Origin of the sequence: Bacillus sp. FJAT-53060, assembly GCF_037104745.1 — a bacterium.
Lineage (GTDB): Bacteria > Bacillota > Bacilli > Bacillales > Bacillaceae > Bacillus > Bacillus stratosphericus_B.
Genome location: NZ_JBAWSW010000017.1, coordinates 23,599 through 39,891, shown reverse-complemented (window position 1 = coordinate 39,891; position 16,293 = coordinate 23,599). Strand labels below are relative to the sequence as shown.

The 16,293-nt window shown below is 40.2% G+C and carries 17 protein-coding genes and 1 pseudogene; 1 reads left to right on the top strand and 17 read right to left on the bottom strand.

The window, feature by feature from the left end; genetic code table 11:
- Positions 1–12: 12 nt before the first annotated feature.
- Positions 13–186 (top strand): annotated as a pseudogene (locus tag WAX46_RS08390) (IS3 family transposase); the annotation flags it as partial.
- Positions 187–239: 53 nt separating this feature from the next.
- Here WAX46_RS08390 and ypjB read toward each other — a convergent pair.
- From ypjB to trpE, 17 genes are all read right to left on the bottom strand, one after another.
- Positions 240–1,043 (bottom strand): sporulation protein YpjB, encoded by an 804-nt coding sequence (gene ypjB, locus WAX46_RS08385; protein ID WP_336493642.1) that lies wholly within the window; start codon positions 1,041–1,043, stop codon positions 240–242.
- Positions 1,044–1,108: 65 nt separating this feature from the next.
- Positions 1,109–1,702, bottom strand: a complete 594-nt coding sequence (locus tag WAX46_RS08380) for a DUF1405 domain-containing protein (protein ID WP_336493641.1) — start codon at positions 1,700–1,702, stop codon at positions 1,109–1,111.
- 102 nt (positions 1,703–1,804) lie between these two features.
- Entirely contained in the window at positions 1,805–2,572 is a 768-nt protein-coding gene (locus tag WAX46_RS08375; RefSeq protein ID WP_226567941.1) for a menaquinol-cytochrome c reductase cytochrome b/c subunit, read from the bottom strand.
- A 40-nt stretch (positions 2,573–2,612) separates the two neighbouring features.
- Positions 2,613–3,287, bottom strand: coding sequence for a menaquinol-cytochrome c reductase cytochrome b subunit (gene qcrB / locus WAX46_RS08370; protein WP_003215804.1), 675 nt, complete (start codon positions 3,285–3,287; stop codon positions 2,613–2,615).
- 2 nt (positions 3,288–3,289) lie between these two features.
- Complete coding sequence (locus WAX46_RS08365; RefSeq protein WP_226567940.1) at positions 3,290–3,796, bottom strand: ubiquinol-cytochrome c reductase iron-sulfur subunit; 507 nt, start codon at positions 3,794–3,796, stop codon at positions 3,290–3,292.
- Between the two features lie 142 nt (positions 3,797–3,938).
- Positions 3,939–4,385 carry a YpiF family protein gene (locus WAX46_RS08360; RefSeq protein ID WP_226567939.1) on the bottom strand — a complete coding sequence of 149 codons (447 nt, stop codon included), beginning with the start codon at positions 4,383–4,385 and terminating at the stop codon, positions 3,939–3,941.
- A gap of 60 nt (positions 4,386–4,445) precedes the next feature.
- On the bottom strand, positions 4,446–4,985 hold the full coding sequence (locus WAX46_RS08355) for a ReoY family proteolytic degradation factor (protein ID WP_226567938.1): 540 nt from the start codon (positions 4,983–4,985) through the stop codon (positions 4,446–4,448).
- 75 nt (positions 4,986–5,060) lie between these two features.
- On the bottom strand, positions 5,061–6,332 hold the full coding sequence (locus tag WAX46_RS08350; RefSeq protein WP_226567937.1) for a tetratricopeptide repeat protein: 1,272 nt from the start codon (positions 6,330–6,332) through the stop codon (positions 5,061–5,063).
- A 289-nt stretch (positions 6,333–6,621) separates the two neighbouring features.
- A complete protein-coding gene (gene aroA / locus WAX46_RS08345) occupies positions 6,622–7,908 on the bottom strand; it encodes a 3-phosphoshikimate 1-carboxyvinyltransferase (RefSeq protein ID WP_226567936.1) in 1,287 nt (428 codons plus the stop codon).
- Positions 7,909–7,917: 9 nt separating this feature from the next.
- Complete coding sequence (locus WAX46_RS08340; RefSeq protein ID WP_336493640.1) at positions 7,918–9,033, bottom strand: prephenate dehydrogenase; 1,116 nt, start codon at positions 9,031–9,033, stop codon at positions 7,918–7,920.
- A 109-nt stretch (positions 9,034–9,142) separates the two neighbouring features.
- Positions 9,143–10,234: a histidinol-phosphate transaminase gene (hisC, locus tag WAX46_RS08335; RefSeq protein WP_226567934.1), complete on the bottom strand. Its 1,092-nt coding sequence runs from the start codon at positions 10,232–10,234 to the stop codon at positions 9,143–9,145.
- An 11-nt stretch (positions 10,235–10,245) separates the two neighbouring features.
- The gene (trpA, locus tag WAX46_RS08330; RefSeq protein ID WP_226567933.1) at positions 10,246–11,049 is read right to left on the bottom strand and encodes a tryptophan synthase subunit alpha; all 804 of its coding nucleotides are present in this window, start codon (positions 11,047–11,049) and stop codon (positions 10,246–10,248) included.
- Entirely contained in the window at positions 11,046–12,245 is a 1,200-nt protein-coding gene (gene trpB, locus WAX46_RS08325) for a tryptophan synthase subunit beta (RefSeq protein ID WP_336493639.1), read from the bottom strand. Before trpB ends, trpA begins: the two co-directional genes overlap by 4 nt.
- Positions 12,226–12,894, bottom strand: a complete 669-nt coding sequence (locus WAX46_RS08320; RefSeq protein ID WP_376776429.1) for a phosphoribosylanthranilate isomerase — start codon at positions 12,892–12,894, stop codon at positions 12,226–12,228. Before WAX46_RS08320 ends, trpB begins: the two co-directional genes overlap by 20 nt.
- Positions 12,891–13,643 carry an indole-3-glycerol phosphate synthase TrpC gene (trpC, locus tag WAX46_RS08315; protein WP_226567931.1) on the bottom strand — a complete coding sequence of 251 codons (753 nt, stop codon included), beginning with the start codon at positions 13,641–13,643 and terminating at the stop codon, positions 12,891–12,893. The genes WAX46_RS08320 and trpC overlap by 4 nt, the downstream gene beginning before the upstream one ends.
- Positions 13,636–14,658 (bottom strand): anthranilate phosphoribosyltransferase, encoded by a 1,023-nt coding sequence (trpD, locus tag WAX46_RS08310; RefSeq protein ID WP_226567930.1) that lies wholly within the window; start codon positions 14,656–14,658, stop codon positions 13,636–13,638. The genes trpC and trpD overlap by 8 nt, the downstream gene beginning before the upstream one ends.
- Positions 14,630–16,177 carry an anthranilate synthase component I gene (trpE, locus tag WAX46_RS08305; protein WP_226567929.1) on the bottom strand — a complete coding sequence of 516 codons (1,548 nt, stop codon included), beginning with the start codon at positions 16,175–16,177 and terminating at the stop codon, positions 14,630–14,632. The genes trpD and trpE overlap by 29 nt, the downstream gene beginning before the upstream one ends.
- Positions 16,178–16,293: the final 116 nt, after the last annotated feature.

The following is a 16,293-nucleotide window of genomic DNA, read 5'->3' as shown; positions in this document are numbered from 1 at the left end:
CACAATCTAACATTTGGAGGTATCTTAAAGTCTGAATTTATGTACCTAAAAGCATTTGAGAACATCGACCACTTTAAGCAAGAACTTGAGCAATATATTGATTACTACAATTAAAAACGAATAAAGACAAAACTAAAAGTCATGAGTCCCATACAATATCGAACTCATGACTCGAAAGCTGTCTAATAAAAACCCGTGTCCAAATTTAGGGGGTCACTTGAAAAATGGTGCTTCTTTTTTTATGACTTTGGGTAATCAGCTTGCCGCTTTTGCTTCTTTTCTTTTTCAGCACGGTATTTTCGGAACCCAACATACGTTAACGTTAATAAAATAATACTTCCTGTTGTTAAGATGACCCATAAAAGTGATGGATCGGCTTCATCTTGATCGACGTGAGCAAACACACTCGATAAATCCTCTTCCAGCTTTGTGAGGCGCTCAAGCTTTGTCCCACTAGATGCTTTTAAAAATTCCCCTTGTTCGATCACTTCCATGTGCTGCTTAATGGTTTGAAGCTTTTCTGGCGAAATATCGATGGTTAAACTCGGATAAATCATATCGTATAAAGAAACCAGCTCATTCCAAGTTTCATAGAACATCGTCGATTCTGGATCTTTCACTTCCTTTTTCAAAGTAAGAAAAGATTCCATAATGGGCTTTTCGAGCGAACCCCACAGAGGTTCAGAGTCTGATTGAATCGCATCGAGCAGCATTCTAAACTGAGAGGCATAACGAAGTTTTTCGCGCTCATTCAAGTCTTCCTGCGGGAGCCCTTTAATCATATCTTGATAGCCAAGTGTAATTTGCCGCACCTGTGTATTCGGTAGAGTTCCATGCCAATTCTCAGCTTTAAATGTCTTTTCAACATACAATGCGACTTGTAATGCTTCATCATATTTAGCTTGTCTCGTTAATTGAAAGATTGAATCTGATAGTTCCGTTAATTCTTGCAGCGCTATAGCGGCTGGATCCTCACCTTTAGCAGCAGCTGGATGACATACGAGAAAAAATAATAGAATCATCGCGATTGGCTTTCGTTTCATGCAAGTCCCTCCTAGCCCTTCTCTATACAGCGTATGAAGAAAAGGACAAGGTTAGACCAACATTGTTAAGGGAGTTCAAGCTTGATCGATTTTTTGGATATGACGAGATAATACGAGACAAGAAGAACAGCGATACTTAACCAAAACGTGACATAGCCGATCTCATTCGAATACGCAGAAAGCATAGAATAACGCGGCATCATACCAAATACATAATCAATCACATCATTATGTAAAATCCATATGCCAGCTACAACCAAATGGCGCATCTGAAAACGATAATACGGCGCAAATAAAACCGCCTGAACCGCCATGGCAAAGTGTGAACCAATCAGCATATACCCTTCCCACGGAAAATCATCAACAGATAAAAGAACGAAGATATTCATCCCTACCGCCCACAACCCATATTTGATCAAGGTTACGAGGGCAAGTGCTTCAAAATAAGGGGCGCGACGTTTCATCAGAAATGCAAGTAATACAAATAAAAAGAAAAAGCTTGCCGTTGGGCTGTCTGGAACAAAAGGTAAAAAGATAGCCGGCGTCTCTACGATCTGCGGAATATACCAGTAGTATCCATACACAGTGCCAAGAAAGTTAACAATGAGCACCAGCACAAGCATGTAGCGTGTGGCTAGCAGATATTGAATCCATCTCATATTTCTCTTCACTCACGATCTGTTAAAATCAGAAAAAAAGCTGACTGCGCCAGCTTTTTTCTCTTTTGAGTATATCCTTGTACTTGCATTTAAACAACTGAATTATTTAGATTTGACCTCAGATAAATATTTAGAAAGCTTTTCAAGCTCTTCATCGCTGCCTTTAAAGATACCCTTAGGCATGTTGCCTTTTCCTTCTACAGCGATTTTAGCGATTTCCTCAGGAGCTAGGCCATTGTCAACAAGTGACGGTCCAGCTGCACCGCCCTGCATATTATCACCGTGACAGGAAATACACGTCTGCTCTTGATAAATTTTATACTCTTCGGCTGAAGTGTCAATCTCCGCTTCTTTCTTAATTTCACCTTGTTTCGCAGCTGCTTCCCAATCATGAGTAGCAACAGACTCCCAAGTTAAATAGGTTGCTGCACCAACTGCAAGGATCATCATCCCGACTGCAATCGGTCTTCTATACGGTCTGCGTTCAGAACCAGAATCAAGAAATGGTGCGAGCAAAAGTGCACCAAACGCAATTCCCGGCATAATCATTGCGCCAACTACAGTATAGCTTCCTGCAGCAAATTCATATTTTAATAACTGGTACAAAAATAGAAAATACCAGTCTGGCAGCGGAATATAGCCAGTATCTGTTGGATCAGCCATCCGCTCAAGCGGAGGTGCATGAACAACAGTTAGGACAAGAAATCCAATTAAAAAAACGGCACCTACAAGCCATTCCTTTAAAAGAAAGTTCGGCCAAAAGGCTTCTGTTTTTCCCGGATATTCGGAATAGTCTTTAGGTATGTTAGGTTTTCTTTCTGCCGGAATTCTGGAATCTCCGACAAACTTCATCCCTTTTCCCCTATGCAAAGTCATCCCCTCCTCATAGAACATTCATCAAACGCATATTTTATAGCGGTCCAGAAATTCCTTGCTTACGAATCATAATAAAGTGGGCAGCCATGAGCCCAAATAATGCCGCTGGCAAGAAAAAGACATGGATAGCAAAAAATCTCGTCAGCGTTTGTGCTCCTACAATGTCAGGATGACCTGCAAGCAGCGTTTTAATCTCTTTTCCAATGAAAGGTGTCGCCTCTGCAATTTGAAGACCAACCTTCGTTGCAAACAGCGCCTTCATATCCCATGGTAAAAGATAACCTGTAAAACCAAGTCCAAGCATCACAAAGAAAATGAGCACACCAACAATCCAGTTTAGCTCTCTAGGCTTCTTATACGCCCCTTGGAAAAAGACCCTTAGCGTATGTAAAAACATCATGACAATAACTAGGCTCGCACCCCAATGATGCATTCCTCTGACAATCTGTCCGAATGCCACTTCATTTTGCAAATAATAAACAGATTCCCATGCATTTTTAATGTCCGGTACATAATACATCGTTAAAAACATGCCCGAAAGGACTTGAATTACTGTCACAAAAAACGTTAAACCGCCAAAACAATACACAAAGGCGGAGAAATGATGCGCTGGATTGACGTGCTCTGGCACCTCATGATCCGCAATATCTCTCCATATCGGTGTAATGTCTAGCCGCTCATCTACCCAATCATAAATCTTGTTAAGCATCGTTACCCTTCCCCTTTCGGCACAGCTTTTCCAAGATAGAGGTATCCGTCCTTCACTTGCTGCTTATAATGGTCAAGCGGTGCAAGCGGTGGAGTTCCGGGTACGTTTGTACCATCCTTGTCGTACAGCCCATAGTGACATGGGCAGAAAAATTTGTTTGGATTTTTCGGATCACTGTTCCAGTTCACTGTACATCCTAAATGTTTACAGATTGGCGATAAAGCGACAATTTCATCTCCTTCTTTGTACACCCATGCTGACCTAGATTCCTTTGACTCATACCACGCGTCAACTTGATCAATTTTAAAGTCAAAGCGCTTTGGTTCATTTGTCAGTTCATCCACACTGACAACTTGAACCATATCCTGCTCCTCTGTTCCTTTTAGCACAGGGTCAAGCGCAAAGCGAACCATAGGCATGAGCATTCCAGCGGCCATAAATCCCCCCACGCCTGTCAACGTGTAATTCAAAAATTGACGCCTGGACACTCCATGTCTCTTCTCGCTCATTTTTCTCCCCCCCTCAGGTCGTCAGCTACTTTATAACTGAATTAGAAAAAATTTCATAAAACTAGGACACCCTCATAATATATCAATCTATTCACAAGGTCAACAGCCTAAAAAGCTATGTACAATGCAAATGTAAGGGTTTTTATGAAGGGTTCCACTTTTGTAACAAAAAGTTCAAAATTTGTTCTACACTGTCTTGAATGATTTTTTGCTTTAATTCGACCTTTAGATGCTCTAGCGGAACCGGCTTCAACATAAATGCCGATTCACTCATTTCTAAGTACTCTTTCCAATTGTGATCGGATGTGATAAACACAACATGCTGAAAATGTTCTTGTAAAGACTGTTTAACCGCAAGTATGTCTTCTTGCTTACGATCATTTATTTCTAAATATGTATGAGGAGGAAAAAGAAATACTCGCCCTTTCAGCTGCCTTTCAAGTTCCTCTGCTACAAGTATTGTAAACTCACCTAAAGACACGCTTTGTTTGATTTGGCCTGCATCCATTCCAACTAATGGAATGATAGCGGTATCAATGTAATCTTTAGATTTCAAGAAGCGATCAGTATCCTCCGCCTGAAACTTCATCTATTTCCCCTCTTTCATGACATAAGCCCTGCCTGTATGGGCAAGGCTTATTGGTTCAGTTTATGATAATAGGCTCAATTCTTTTGCTAACTTATTAAATGTTTCTTGATCATGACGGTCAAGGGCTTCATCTATTTCTTTCATGAGTCGTTCTTTTTGAAAAGTAGCGATAGAGTGCTCTAGCACTTTCTCAGCGAGATCCTTATCTTTTTCATTTTCATAAAGATCCTTAGGAATATGCGGATTTGTTTCAAGGACTGCTGCATATTCCGGCGAACGAAAAGCAGAACGGAAATTCAATTGAATAAACAAATCCTGCTGTTTATTCAAACGAATATCATGGAATGATTTCTCAGCATCTGTCGTCATAATGTTTTCTTTATAAAATCTAAAGGGAACTTCATCCACACAGTGTGTTGACATGATAATTCCCCTTGGGCAAAATTCTGCTTGCTCTACAAAATGAACCTTTTCCATCAAAGAGTCGTGACTCATTAAATAATTTAATATCCAAACACACTCTCTTCGCTTTAACTGATAATGGTTTAAGAACCACCGGATAAATTCCTTCTTTTCATTGACAGAAACAGGGGTCTGCATGTTATTCCCTCCTCTATCGTAAATTAAATTGCTATACATGAATTATTCAACAAACCAGTTCTTCATTCCTGCATACTATAAGGAAAATTCATCTTCAATTCTTAAAATCGTTTCTTCAATTTCTTCGTTCGTGCCATCTTTCTGAAGAACTTTTCGTAATAACGGCAATGCTTCTTTCTGTCTGCTTTCTTCTAAAAGAAACGAAGCGTATTCATATAAAAAGTCACGTTCCTCATTAAAATCAGGGAGAGCAAGCTTGAAGTACTCGGCTGCGTCTTTGTATTCCTCTCGTCCAACAGAAGCAGAGGCAGCAAACCAATTCCATTTTGGATCCTCTTCCCCAAAGCTTTTAACCTCTTTAATGACATCCAGGATTTCATCAAATAGCTCTTCATTTAAATAGATCGCAAGTAGCGTTTGAATCGCTTCAATATATCCTGGATCAAGAGCAAGTGCTTTTTGAAGCAGTTTTTTCGCATCTTCCGAATCCCCAGATTTTAAATCAATCTTTGCAGCATATAAGTATAATTCTTTGTTATACTCATCAATTTTAATACCCTCTTTTACTACCTCTAAAGCCTCTTCATATAGACCTTCTTCCTCATAACTTTTCGCTAAAGGCATATAAAGAGACGAATAAGACGGATCAATATCCTTTAGTTCTAAAAACTGTTGTATGGATGTTTTCGTTCTGCCAGCTCTCATCGCTGTAAGTCCGTAACCAAAGAGTGTATTCGGATCTGCTTGATCCTGAACTGCCTTTTCGTACCATTCAAGCGCATCCTCAAATTCTCCAGCTGTGCTTAACGATTCAGCGAGCCGCTGGTATACATTGACACCGCCAATCTCATTTTGTTGATTAGCAACTTTGTAGTAATAGTCGGATGCTTTCTTTGAAAGACCTTGAGAAAAATACAATTCACCTAATGCAAAATCAATGATAGCTTCATTCGGAAGTAATTCTTTCGCTTTTAAAAGCTTTTGTTCACTAACTTCAAATAGTCCTTGCATTTGATATAAATCTGCCATTAACAATAAACTCTCTGGATAAGCATCGTCATCTTCAGAAATCGTTTCTAATACAGCAATCGCCTTCTCTTCTTCATCTGAATCAATTAATAGCTCTGCATAAAAACAGGTTAAACCGGTTTCCTCTGGGTATAATTCATGTAAATCACTGATAAGATTCCGCGCTTTGTCGATATCTCCCCAGTCATAGTATAGCTGAGCTGCCTGTGCTTTTTCTTCATCATGCAAATACTTTTCTGCTTGAGCAAGTGTTTGGAGTCCTTTTTCAGTCTCACCTGCCTCTACTAATTTTATGGCTTCTTGTAATGAACTATTCAAATCAAACCGTTCCTTTCTGTTTCCACAAACCTAAACTGTTGTTACTTCATATCATAATCGACAGCTACACATCCAGCAAATATGTTGCTCTTTTTAAATGAACCCATTTTTGTGTTTTAAAGACTCTTTTTCGTTTCATACTTTACTAAACTGACGATTTGTAAACCGTAGGCGCTCAAAAATCATTTTTTATCGAGCAAAATGATTTTTTTCAAGGTTTCACCTTGAGACAAGCTATGCTATATTTTTTTCAATTATGCAAAAGGAAAGAAAAAGCCTGAGGACATCCTCAGACTGTTTTCGTTAAATATTCAATGTGTTCAAAGAAATTTGGATAAGATACATGTACTGCATCTGTATCTTCAATCTGGACTGATTGCTCTGTGATACACGCAGCAATCCCTAACATCATGCCGATCCTGTGATCTCCATAGCTTGAAACGACTGCGCCACCCTTAAGCATCGTTTTCCCATGAATCTTCATTCCGTCATCTGTTGCTTCAATATTAGCACCAAGTTTTTTGAGTTCTGAAACCACTGTATCAATTCGATTGGTTTCTTTTACTTTTAACTCAGCGGCATCTTTAATAATCGTCGTTCCTTCCGCTTGGGTAGCAAGGAGCGCAATAATAGGAATTTCGTCTATGAGTCTGGAGATCATATCACCAGAAATTTCAATGGCTTTTAATGAAGAGGTAGAGATCGTTAAAACACCGTATGGTTCTCCGCCTTTGGCATCCACTTCATTGATATCCAAGTTCGCACCCATTTGTTTCAGCACATCAATAATACCAGTTCTTGTTTTGTTTAAGCCGACATTTTTCAATATAATCCGGCTGTTTGGAACGATAGATCCAGCTACTAGGAAGAATGCAGCTGAAGAAATATCTCCAGGGACAAATATATCTGTCGCTTTTAACGTTTGTCCTCCTTCAATGGAAACACTTTGTGCATCTTCATGTAGCGAGACACCAAACATTGAGAGCATTCGTTCTGTATGATCTCTTGATTTATGTGGTTCAGTTAACGTCGTCGTTCCTTCTGCTTGAAGTCCAGCTAAAAGAACAGCAGACTTAATTTGTGCACTAGCAACAGGAGACTGATAAGAGATGGCTTTTAAATTGCCTCCACGAATAGAAAGCGGCGTATATTCACCATTTGCTCTGCCATCTATCTTGGCACCTAATTGTTTTAGTGGACCTGTTACTCGTTTCATTGGTCTTTTAGCAATACTTTCGTCACCGATCAGCGTACTGTGAAACTCACAACCTGCTAAGATCCCCATCATTAAACGAATGGTTGTACCAGAATTACCAACATCGAGGATGTCACTCGGCTCCTTAAGCTCTTTGAGCCCCTTGCCGTGAATGACAACATCGGTCCCTTTTTGCTCGATGTCAACGCCCATCTTTCTGAAACAATCAATCGTATTTAAACAATCGGCTCCAGGAAGAAAATTTTTCACCACGGTGGTTCCATCAGCAATTGCACCAAACATCACTGATCTATGAGAAATGGATTTATCACCTGGAATATGAATTTCTCCTTTCATAGGAGCATTTTTATGAATTTTCATATTTGCACCTCAGTCAGCATAAAATGTATCGTAATTCGCTCTGTTTTTTATACAGATTTCTGCTCGCTTGCGATCGTCATCTGTTTGAAAACTAATGCGTAAAATTCCGTTAATGTCTTCACGTGTTTCAATAATACGGATATTCGTAATACTAATGTTTTCACTTGCTAGATGCCCTGTAATCTCCGAAATGACACCAGGATAATCCGGGACATCCACATAAAGATCATAAAAAGCAGGAATGGCTCCTTTTTTCCGCAGAGGGAGCCCGTCACGATATTCCTTGGCATCTTGAAAATAAGAGAATAATCCCTCAGCGTCTTCTTGCTGAACAAAGGACTCAATGCGGTCGATCTCTTTTTTCCATTCATGGAATCGGTCCAAAATCTTGTTTTTATTGTGCAAAAGGATATCGCGCCACATTGCAGGATTACTTGATGCAATCCGTGTAATATCACGAAAGCCTCCAGCAGCAAACCGTTTTACAAGAGGGAAGTGTTCTTCAAAATGATACGCTTGATGCACAAGACTAGCTGCAACTATATGTGGGAAATGACTAATAACACTTGTCACAGCATCATGCTCTTCTGGACTCATTTCTATAAAATGAGCATTTGTCCCTTTTAATAAATCCTTTAAACGATCAACAGCCGGACGACTCGTTGTATTTGCTGGCGTTAAAATGTAGAATGCATTTTCAAATAAAAAGTCTTTTGCTGCAATGACACCTGATTTATGAGAGCCTGCCATTGGATGTCCACCAATAAATTGATAATGGTCAGGCAACGTTTTTTCAGCAAAATTGACGACCTTTTGCTTTGTGCTGCCAACATCAGTAATTGTTAGCTCTCTTTCAATTCCAGATCCTGCAATATCACTTAACATCTTGACGGTTTGTTGGACTGGCGTTGCCAAAATAATCGTTTTAGATTCATTCAAGCCTTCCATAAATGAATTGGCTGTTGCATCAATAATACCAAGCTTTGTTGCAGCAACCATTTGCTCATCAGAAACATCGTAGCCTATTATTTTTTTGTGAGGATATTCTTTTTTAATCGATAGTGCGATGGAACCACCAATTAAACCAAGTCCAGCGATCAATATTGTTTCGTTTGCTTCGTTCATGTTCATCACCTGATTTTTCGCGAAAATTAAACAAGCCCATTCAATAGGTTATATTGGATTGGTACAATGAAAGCCATATCCTATAGCAGAATATGACTTCATTGTTATGCTACGCACGAATGCCTTGTAATAAATCGGCAAGTATACTTAGGATTTCTTCATTTTGCTCCTTTGTTCCTACAGTAATACGCAAAGAAGTTGGGAATCCAATTACTTTACGAACAATATAGCCTTTTTTCAATAGTGCATTAAACAGCTCGTCTGCATCTCTTTCAAAATCAATCAGCACAAAATTTGTTTGAGACGGATAGATAAATAGCCCAAAACGATTAGCAAATTCTTGATATTGCGTTAGACCTGCTTCATTTTTTTGTCTGCATGATTGAATAAAGTCTTGGTCTTTTATGGCTGCACGCGCAGCTGCCTGTGCGATACGACTTGTATTAAAGGGCTCTCTTGCTGGTTCAATGGCTCTAATCAGTTCCTCTGATGCGATCCCATAGCCTACTCGAAGTGCTGCAAGCCCATAGGCTTTAGAAAACGTTCGAAGGACGATGACATTTTGATATGAGTTTAATAAAGATAAACTGTTCGGAAAATCTTCCGCTCGAACGTATTCAAAATACGCTTCATCTAGAACGACAAGCACGTGAGATGGTACTTGATCTAAAAACGCCACAAACTCTGCTTCTGACAAATGATTCCCAGTTGGGTTATTTGGATTACATACCCAAACGACCTTCGTTTTTTCATCAATGGCATCCAGCATTCCCTGCAGATCGTGAGCTCCCCCCTCTAAAAGAGGCACTTCTCGAATTTCTGCATGTTCAATCACTGCATTGTGACGGTACTGTGGAAAAGATGGAGAGGGGATGACGGTATTTGTATATTGGTCAAGGAATGCTCTAGCAATAATTTGCACAAGTTCATCTGAGCCATTCCCGAATATTAATTGTTTTTCACTCACTTGAAGAAACTCAGAAAGATCCGTTCTTAAACTTGCACTGTATCCATCTGGATAAATCGCTAATTGTTCAAGCTCAGCTTGTATGGCCTCTCTTACATGTGTGGAACACCCAAAAGGGTTTTCATTTGAAGCCAATTTCACAATTTTATCTAATTGATATTCTTTTTTGACCTCTTCAATTGGTTTCCCAGGTTGATATGGTTTTAGCTGTTTTAATTGATCCTTGATTTGCAAAATGTTTCACCTCATTTGAATGAATAGAGGGGACTAAACGTTTTTGCATATGTTTCAAATTCTCTTAAAGCATCTTGGCGTGTATTACTTGCTATCAATTGTTCTTGAAGTTCTTCAATTTTTTTTACAAGTGCACTGCCTACAACGACACCGTCACTCATTTTATTCATCGAGTCTACCTGCTCTCTTGTTGAAATGCCAAAGCCTACTGCAACCGGTATTTGACTGAGCTGTTTCACTTGTTGAATAAAATCAGTGATAGAGGCGTCAAAGGATAGTCTGACACCTGTTACACCAAGAGATGAAACACAATACACAAAACCTTCTGCCTGCTCTACGATTTTTTCTAATCGTTCCTTGCTTGTTGGTGCAACGAGCGATATATATGAAATGTCATGTGTTTGACAGTTCTTCTGCAGCTCCCTGCTCTCTTCAAACGGCAAATCGGGTGTTAAGAGCCCCGAAATGTGATTTTTGTGCAGTAAAGCGAAAAAGTATTCTGTGTCTAATTGTAACACAGGATTATAATACGTAAATAGAATTACAGGAATTTTTACACCGTTTTTTTTCATCTTCCCTGCTAACTCTATCGCTTTTACGATATTCATGCCTTGATTTAGAGCTCTTCTGGAGGCTCTTTGAATCACAGGACCGTCTGCTAATGGATCGGAATAAGGAACACCTAGTTCAATAGCATGTGCACCAGCTGCTTGGAGAGTGATAGCTAAATCAATGGTGATCTCTTCTGACGGATCTCCTGCCGTGATAAATGGAATGAATAATTTCTCACCTTGCTCTAATTGAAATGTAATCATTTTGTTTTACCCTCACTTTCAAGCACATTCATTAATGTATGCACATCCTTATCTCCTCTTCCTGATAGGCAAACAAGGACGATTTCATCTTCATTCATATTCCGGCTCATCTCAAACGCTTTGGCTAAGGCATGTGCTGATTCAATCGCTGGCAGAATACCTTCTTTTTCTGTCAGCAACTTTAACGCATGTAGTGCTTCTTGATCTGTGGCACTTACATATTGAACCCGTCCACTTGCATGCAAGTATGCATGCTCTGGTCCGATTCCAGGGTAGTCTAAACCAGCGGAAATAGAATACGGTTCAATAATTTGGCCAAATTCATCTTGGATCAGATAGGTCAACGATCCATGAATTACACCTTTTGTTCCTTTCGTGATGGTCGCTGCATGAAGAGGGGTGTCAATTCCTTTCCCAGCTGCTTCTACACCAATGATATCCACCTCTTCATCTAAAAACGCTCGGTACATTCCAATGGCATTACTTCCACCTCCAACACAGGCAATCACTTTATGAGGAAGCTGACCTTCTTTTTCAAGTAACTGTATTTTTGACTCATCACCGATCATTCGCTGGAATTCACTGACGATTTGAGGATAAGGATGAGGACCAACTACTGATCCAATCATGTAAAAATGGTCGCTGCAGTGCTGGACCCAATAACGGATGGCTTCGTTGGTTGCATCTTTTAATGTCCCGTTTCCGCTTGTGACAGGAATGACCTCAGCCCCGAGCAGTTTCATTCGGAACACATTGAGTGATTGTCTTTCCACGTCTTCTTTTCCCATAAATACGGTGCAGGATAATCCAAACTTTGCGGCGACCGTTGCAGCAGCTACCCCGTGCTGACCCGCCCCTGTTTCGGCGATAATGTTTGATTTCCCCATTTTCTTCGCTAGTAGGGCTTGGCCAAGCGCGTTGTTAATTTTATGAGCGCCGGTGTGGTTTAAATCTTCTCTTTTCAAATAAATTTTTGCACCGCCGAGATACGCTGATAATTGGTCAGCGTATGTGAGTGCTGTCGGTCTGCCTGAATAGTTTTGTAAAAGCGCTATATATTCCTTTTGATAAGTAGGGTCTTCTTTTAATTCATGAAATGCTTTTTTGATTTCTTCCAGTGGCTGCATGAGCGTTTCAGGAACAAATTTCCCTCCGAATTCTCCATATCGGCCAATTTCATTCGGATATGCATACATCATTTAACACCCTTTCTTCAAACGCTTTGATCTTTGCGCTGCTTTTCTTCCCGTTTTCTTCTATTCCGCTTGAAAGATCGATGGCTTTTGGGCTATAGGCAAGCAGATCTGTGATCGTTGCTGGTGTCACTCCACCTGCAATAGCGCAAGTCTTTACCAGATGCTTTGCATGCTGAACGTATGAAGGTACCGCCTCCCAAGCAAAAGCTGTTCCAGACCCGCCTCTTATCCCTTTCACCTTCGCATCAATGAGATAGCCATCGACGAAAGGGGCAAATGCCGTCATTTTTTCGAGCGTTCCTTTTAAATTGGGCTCGTGATGAAACACTTTCCAAACGATCGCCCTTGTTTGTTGTTTTATTTCTTTTGCATCTTCTCGTGTTTCATCTCCATGAAGCTGCACGATATTTAAGGGAATGTGGTTTGCGATGTCACACACTTTCTGTATCTTTTCATTTACAAATACACCTACAACATCTTTCCTGCACTTTGTTTGTACTAGCCAGTGTTTTACTTGGTCTGGATGAACTTGTCTTTTACTTGGAGCAAAGATAAATCCGATGGCATCTGCTCGAGATTGCGAGATACATTTGACATCCTCTTGTGAGACTGCACCGCAATATTTTAAATAAGGCTTCGTCATTTTCATTCTCCAAACAATGTATGAACGGCTTTTTCCTGTGATGGTTCTCTCATTAAAGATTCACCAACAAGGACAGCGTCCGCTCCATGTTTTTCCAAAAAGATAAGATCATCAAATGTCTGAATGCCGCTTTCACTCACTAGTAATACATCCTTTGGAACAAATGATGCAATCTCTTTTGTTTGCTCGACTGTTGTTGTGAATGTATTTAAATTCCGGTTGTTCACTCCAATGATCTCAGGAGTAAAAATGTTTAAGATATTCGTGAGTGTATCTGCTTCATGTACTTCTACGAGGACATCAAGCCCTTTTTCTTTTGCTTCAGCATACAGTTCATACAGCTTTTTCGGCTCAAGTACTTCTCCAATTAATAAAATCGCATCAGCCCCTATACATTTTGACTCTTCTACTTGTATTGGGTCAATGATGAAATCTTTTCTTAAAATTGGACATACAACGTGTTCTTTAATGAGGGACAGGTACTCGTTTTTCCCTTGGAAAAACGGTTCATCGGTTAAGACAGATAAGCAATCTACGTTAGATTTTTCGTATGCTTTTGCTGTTTGTAAAGGATCAAAATTCGGCTGAATGATCCCTTTAGAGGGAGACGCTTTTTTCACCTCAGCAATGAGTCCGATAGAGCGATAGGGATTCATCAGTGCTTTTTTAAATGATCGTCTTTCATATTTTCCATCAGCAGGTAATTGCAAGGTTTGGATATGTTCTTTTTTACGAGCGATAATTTGATTAAGCATGGATCTCTTCCTCTTTCGTTTTTTGTTTTAATCGGTTTAATTGTTGTTTGGCTGACCCGTTTTTGATCGTTTCTAACGCTTTTAATGTTCCCACCATAAGGCTTTCTGACTTCCCTGCCACATATAAAGCAGCTCCAGCATTAAGGGCTGTAATATGAAGCGGTGCTCCTTCTGTTTGATGATTCAATATATTCAGAATCAATTTGGCGCTCTCTTCCGGTGAATGGACCTGAATGTCTGATAAATGCCCTTTTTTCAATCCAAAGTCTTCTGGGTTTAGGGTATACTCTGTCATTTCATCTTTTTTCAATTCAATCACATACGAATTTGCAGTAATCGTTAATTCATCCAGCCCATCTTCTCCGCAAACAAATAAAACATGCTCTGGCTCAAGAGGGGCAAGAGCTTTGGCCATTAGCTTTGCCTTTTCCTTTGAATACACACCGATGATTTGCTTTTTGGCTTGCATCGGGTGGCATAGCGGACCTAATAGATTAAATACCGTCCGAAATCCGAGCTGCTTACGGACTGAGGCTACTTGTTTCATAGATGAATGATAGAGCGGTGCAAATAAAAAGCCCATGTTTTTCACCTGTATTTGTCGTCTTGTTTCTTCTGGTGTCGATTGAATTTGGATTCCAAGACATTCTAGCACGTCGGCACTCCCGCTTTTAGAAGAAACCGAACGATTTCCATGTTTGGCGATTTTAGCACCGGCAGCGGAAGCTACAATGGCAGCGGCCGTCGATATATTAAATGTCGATAAACCATCCCCTCCAGTACCGCACGTATCAACGACGTCAAGTGATCGTTCCATTGGTGCTGTATTTTTCCTCATTGCTTTCACAAAGCCTGTCATCTCTTCAGAGGTTTCCCCTCTATGCGCTAAGATAGATAGACTTGCAGCAACTTCAGCATCTGTTAAAGAGCCACTCATCATCTCATGCATTAGTCTGTTCGCTTCATTTTCTGATAGGAGTCCACCATTAACTAGAGCTGATAGTTGTTGATTCACTTTGCACATTCTCCCTTTCTGAGAAAATATGTTCAGCAAGCTGAATGGCTTTCAGAAGTGCTCCTGCCTTGTTACGCGTCTCTTCCCATTCGTTTTCAGGAACAGAGTCAGCCACAATACCGGCACCAGCTTGTATAGAAGCGGTCTGATCTTTAACGCTCATGGTACGAATGGTAATACAGGAGTCGATATTGCCGTCGAACCCAATATAGGCGATACAGCCGCCATACGTTTCTCTTGGCTCAGGCTCCATTTCATTTAATAATTGCATGGCGCGAATCTTCGGTGCACCTGTTAATGTACCTGCTGGAAATGCGGACATGAGGGCATCTACTGGATGCGTATCTTGCTTCAACTGCCCTGTCACAACGGAGATGATGTGCATGACATGTGAAAAGTTCACTACTTTTGTACAGGTCGGGACGGATACACTGCCGTATTCTGCCACACGGCCTACATCATTCCTGGCAAGGTCCACTAACATGTAATGCTCTGCTTTTTCTTTTTCATCATCTAAAAGCTCGCTTGCTAGTGCTGCATCCTCTTCTTTGGTTATTCCTCTTTTTCTTGTACCTGCGATTGGATGGATTTCTAAGTGTCCATTTTTTGCATGAATTAATCGTTCTGGTGAGCTTCCAACTAAATCTCGATCTTTTAATTTCATAAAATACATATAGGGTGATGGATTCACAATCCGAAGCACACGATACAATTCAAATGAACTTACCGTGACAGGGATATCAAAACGCTGCGAGAGTACACCTTGGAAGATATCACCCGCTCTAATGTACTCCTTGATTTTTTCTACATCCTTTAGAAATTGCGTTTTTTCATATGTTGAGGTCACTTGTTCAAAGGACGGTGGTTCGTTCATATTCCCTGATAAAATCAGTTCTTTCATATCAACCTTTGTGTGGAGCTGCTGAATCATATGTTCAAGTCGCTCTTGATTTTTCTTGTAAGCTCGTATTTTTTCGTCCTCTGTTTCATTTCCTGTCAGCTGAGTATATTGAATAAAATGAACATGATTCGTTTCGTGGTCAAAAGCAATCATCGTTTGACAGACAAATAATGTGCAGTTATCAGTCGTTGATGCATTCACATGCGGTCTGACAGAAGGCTCAATACTTGGGATGAGATCGTAACTCAAGTACCCAACGGCTCCACCTGTAAATGGGATGTCAACATCTGGTGTCTTGATTTGATATTGCTCTTTCATCCAGTCTAGTAAATCTTTCAGCTCTGCTTTTTGCATCACTTCCTGCCCCGCAGCATCACGCGCAAAATATTGATCTTGGGTATCATGTAAGGTTAAGAAAGGGTGTAATCCGATAAAGGAATATCTTGACCAGCTAGAAGACTCATCTTTGCTTTCTAGCAGATACACTATATCCTGTTTCAGTTTCTCAACAATTTGAATAGGTGAGAGTGTATCGACTGTAATGGTTTCAACAATCGGGATCGTTTTGTAAGACGCACTGTCCTTTAAAAATTGGGTAAGGTTTGTTTGAAAATTCATAAACACACTCCTTAAATGGGATTAAGGAGAATGAGGGGAATATAGAGGGGTTTGTTTGAGTATACGAAATAAGCCTAAAAGAGGCTTCCTCTTTTAGGCAGTATGATTAAATAGAA

What these genes read in the sequence shown, in the direction of transcription:
- WAX46_RS08355 (WP_226567938.1), bottom strand. Translation starts at nt 4,985, where the DNA reads ATGCAGACCCCTGTTTCTGTCAATGAAAAGAAGGAATTTATCCGGTGG.
- WAX46_RS08360 (WP_226567939.1), bottom strand. Translation starts at nt 4,385, where the DNA reads ATGAAGTTTCAGGCGGAGGATACTGATCGCTTCTTGAAATCTAAAGAT.
- WAX46_RS08320 (WP_376776429.1), bottom strand. Translation starts at nt 12,894, where the DNA reads ATGAAAATGACGAAGCCTTATTTAAAATATTGCGGTGCAGTCTCACAA.
- WAX46_RS08340 (WP_336493640.1), bottom strand. Translation starts at nt 9,033, where the DNA reads ATGAACGAAGCAAACGAAACAATATTGATCGCTGGACTTGGTTTAATT.
- WAX46_RS08380 (WP_336493641.1), bottom strand. Translation starts at nt 1,702, where the DNA reads ATGAGATGGATTCAATATCTGCTAGCCACACGCTACATGCTTGTGCTG.
- WAX46_RS08365 (WP_226567940.1), bottom strand. Translation starts at nt 3,796, where the DNA reads ATGAGCGAGAAGAGACATGGAGTGTCCAGGCGTCAATTTTTGAATTAC.
- aroA (WP_226567936.1), bottom strand. Translation starts at nt 7,908, where the DNA reads ATGAAAATTCATAAAAATGCTCCTATGAAAGGAGAAATTCATATTCCA.
- qcrB (WP_003215804.1), bottom strand. Translation starts at nt 3,287, where the DNA reads ATGCTTAACAAGATTTATGATTGGGTAGATGAGCGGCTAGACATTACA.
- trpA (WP_226567933.1), bottom strand. Translation starts at nt 11,049, where the DNA reads ATGATTACATTTCAATTAGAGCAAGGTGAGAAATTATTCATTCCATTT.
- trpE (WP_226567929.1), bottom strand. Translation starts at nt 16,177, where the DNA reads ATGAATTTTCAAACAAACCTTACCCAATTTTTAAAGGACAGTGCGTCT.
- trpB (WP_336493639.1), bottom strand. Translation starts at nt 12,245, where the DNA reads ATGTATGCATATCCGAATGAAATTGGCCGATATGGAGAATTCGGAGGG.
- trpC (WP_226567931.1), bottom strand. Translation starts at nt 13,643, where the DNA reads ATGCTTAATCAAATTATCGCTCGTAAAAAAGAACATATCCAAACCTTG.
- ypjB (WP_336493642.1), bottom strand. Translation starts at nt 1,043, where the DNA reads ATGAAACGAAAGCCAATCGCGATGATTCTATTATTTTTTCTCGTATGT.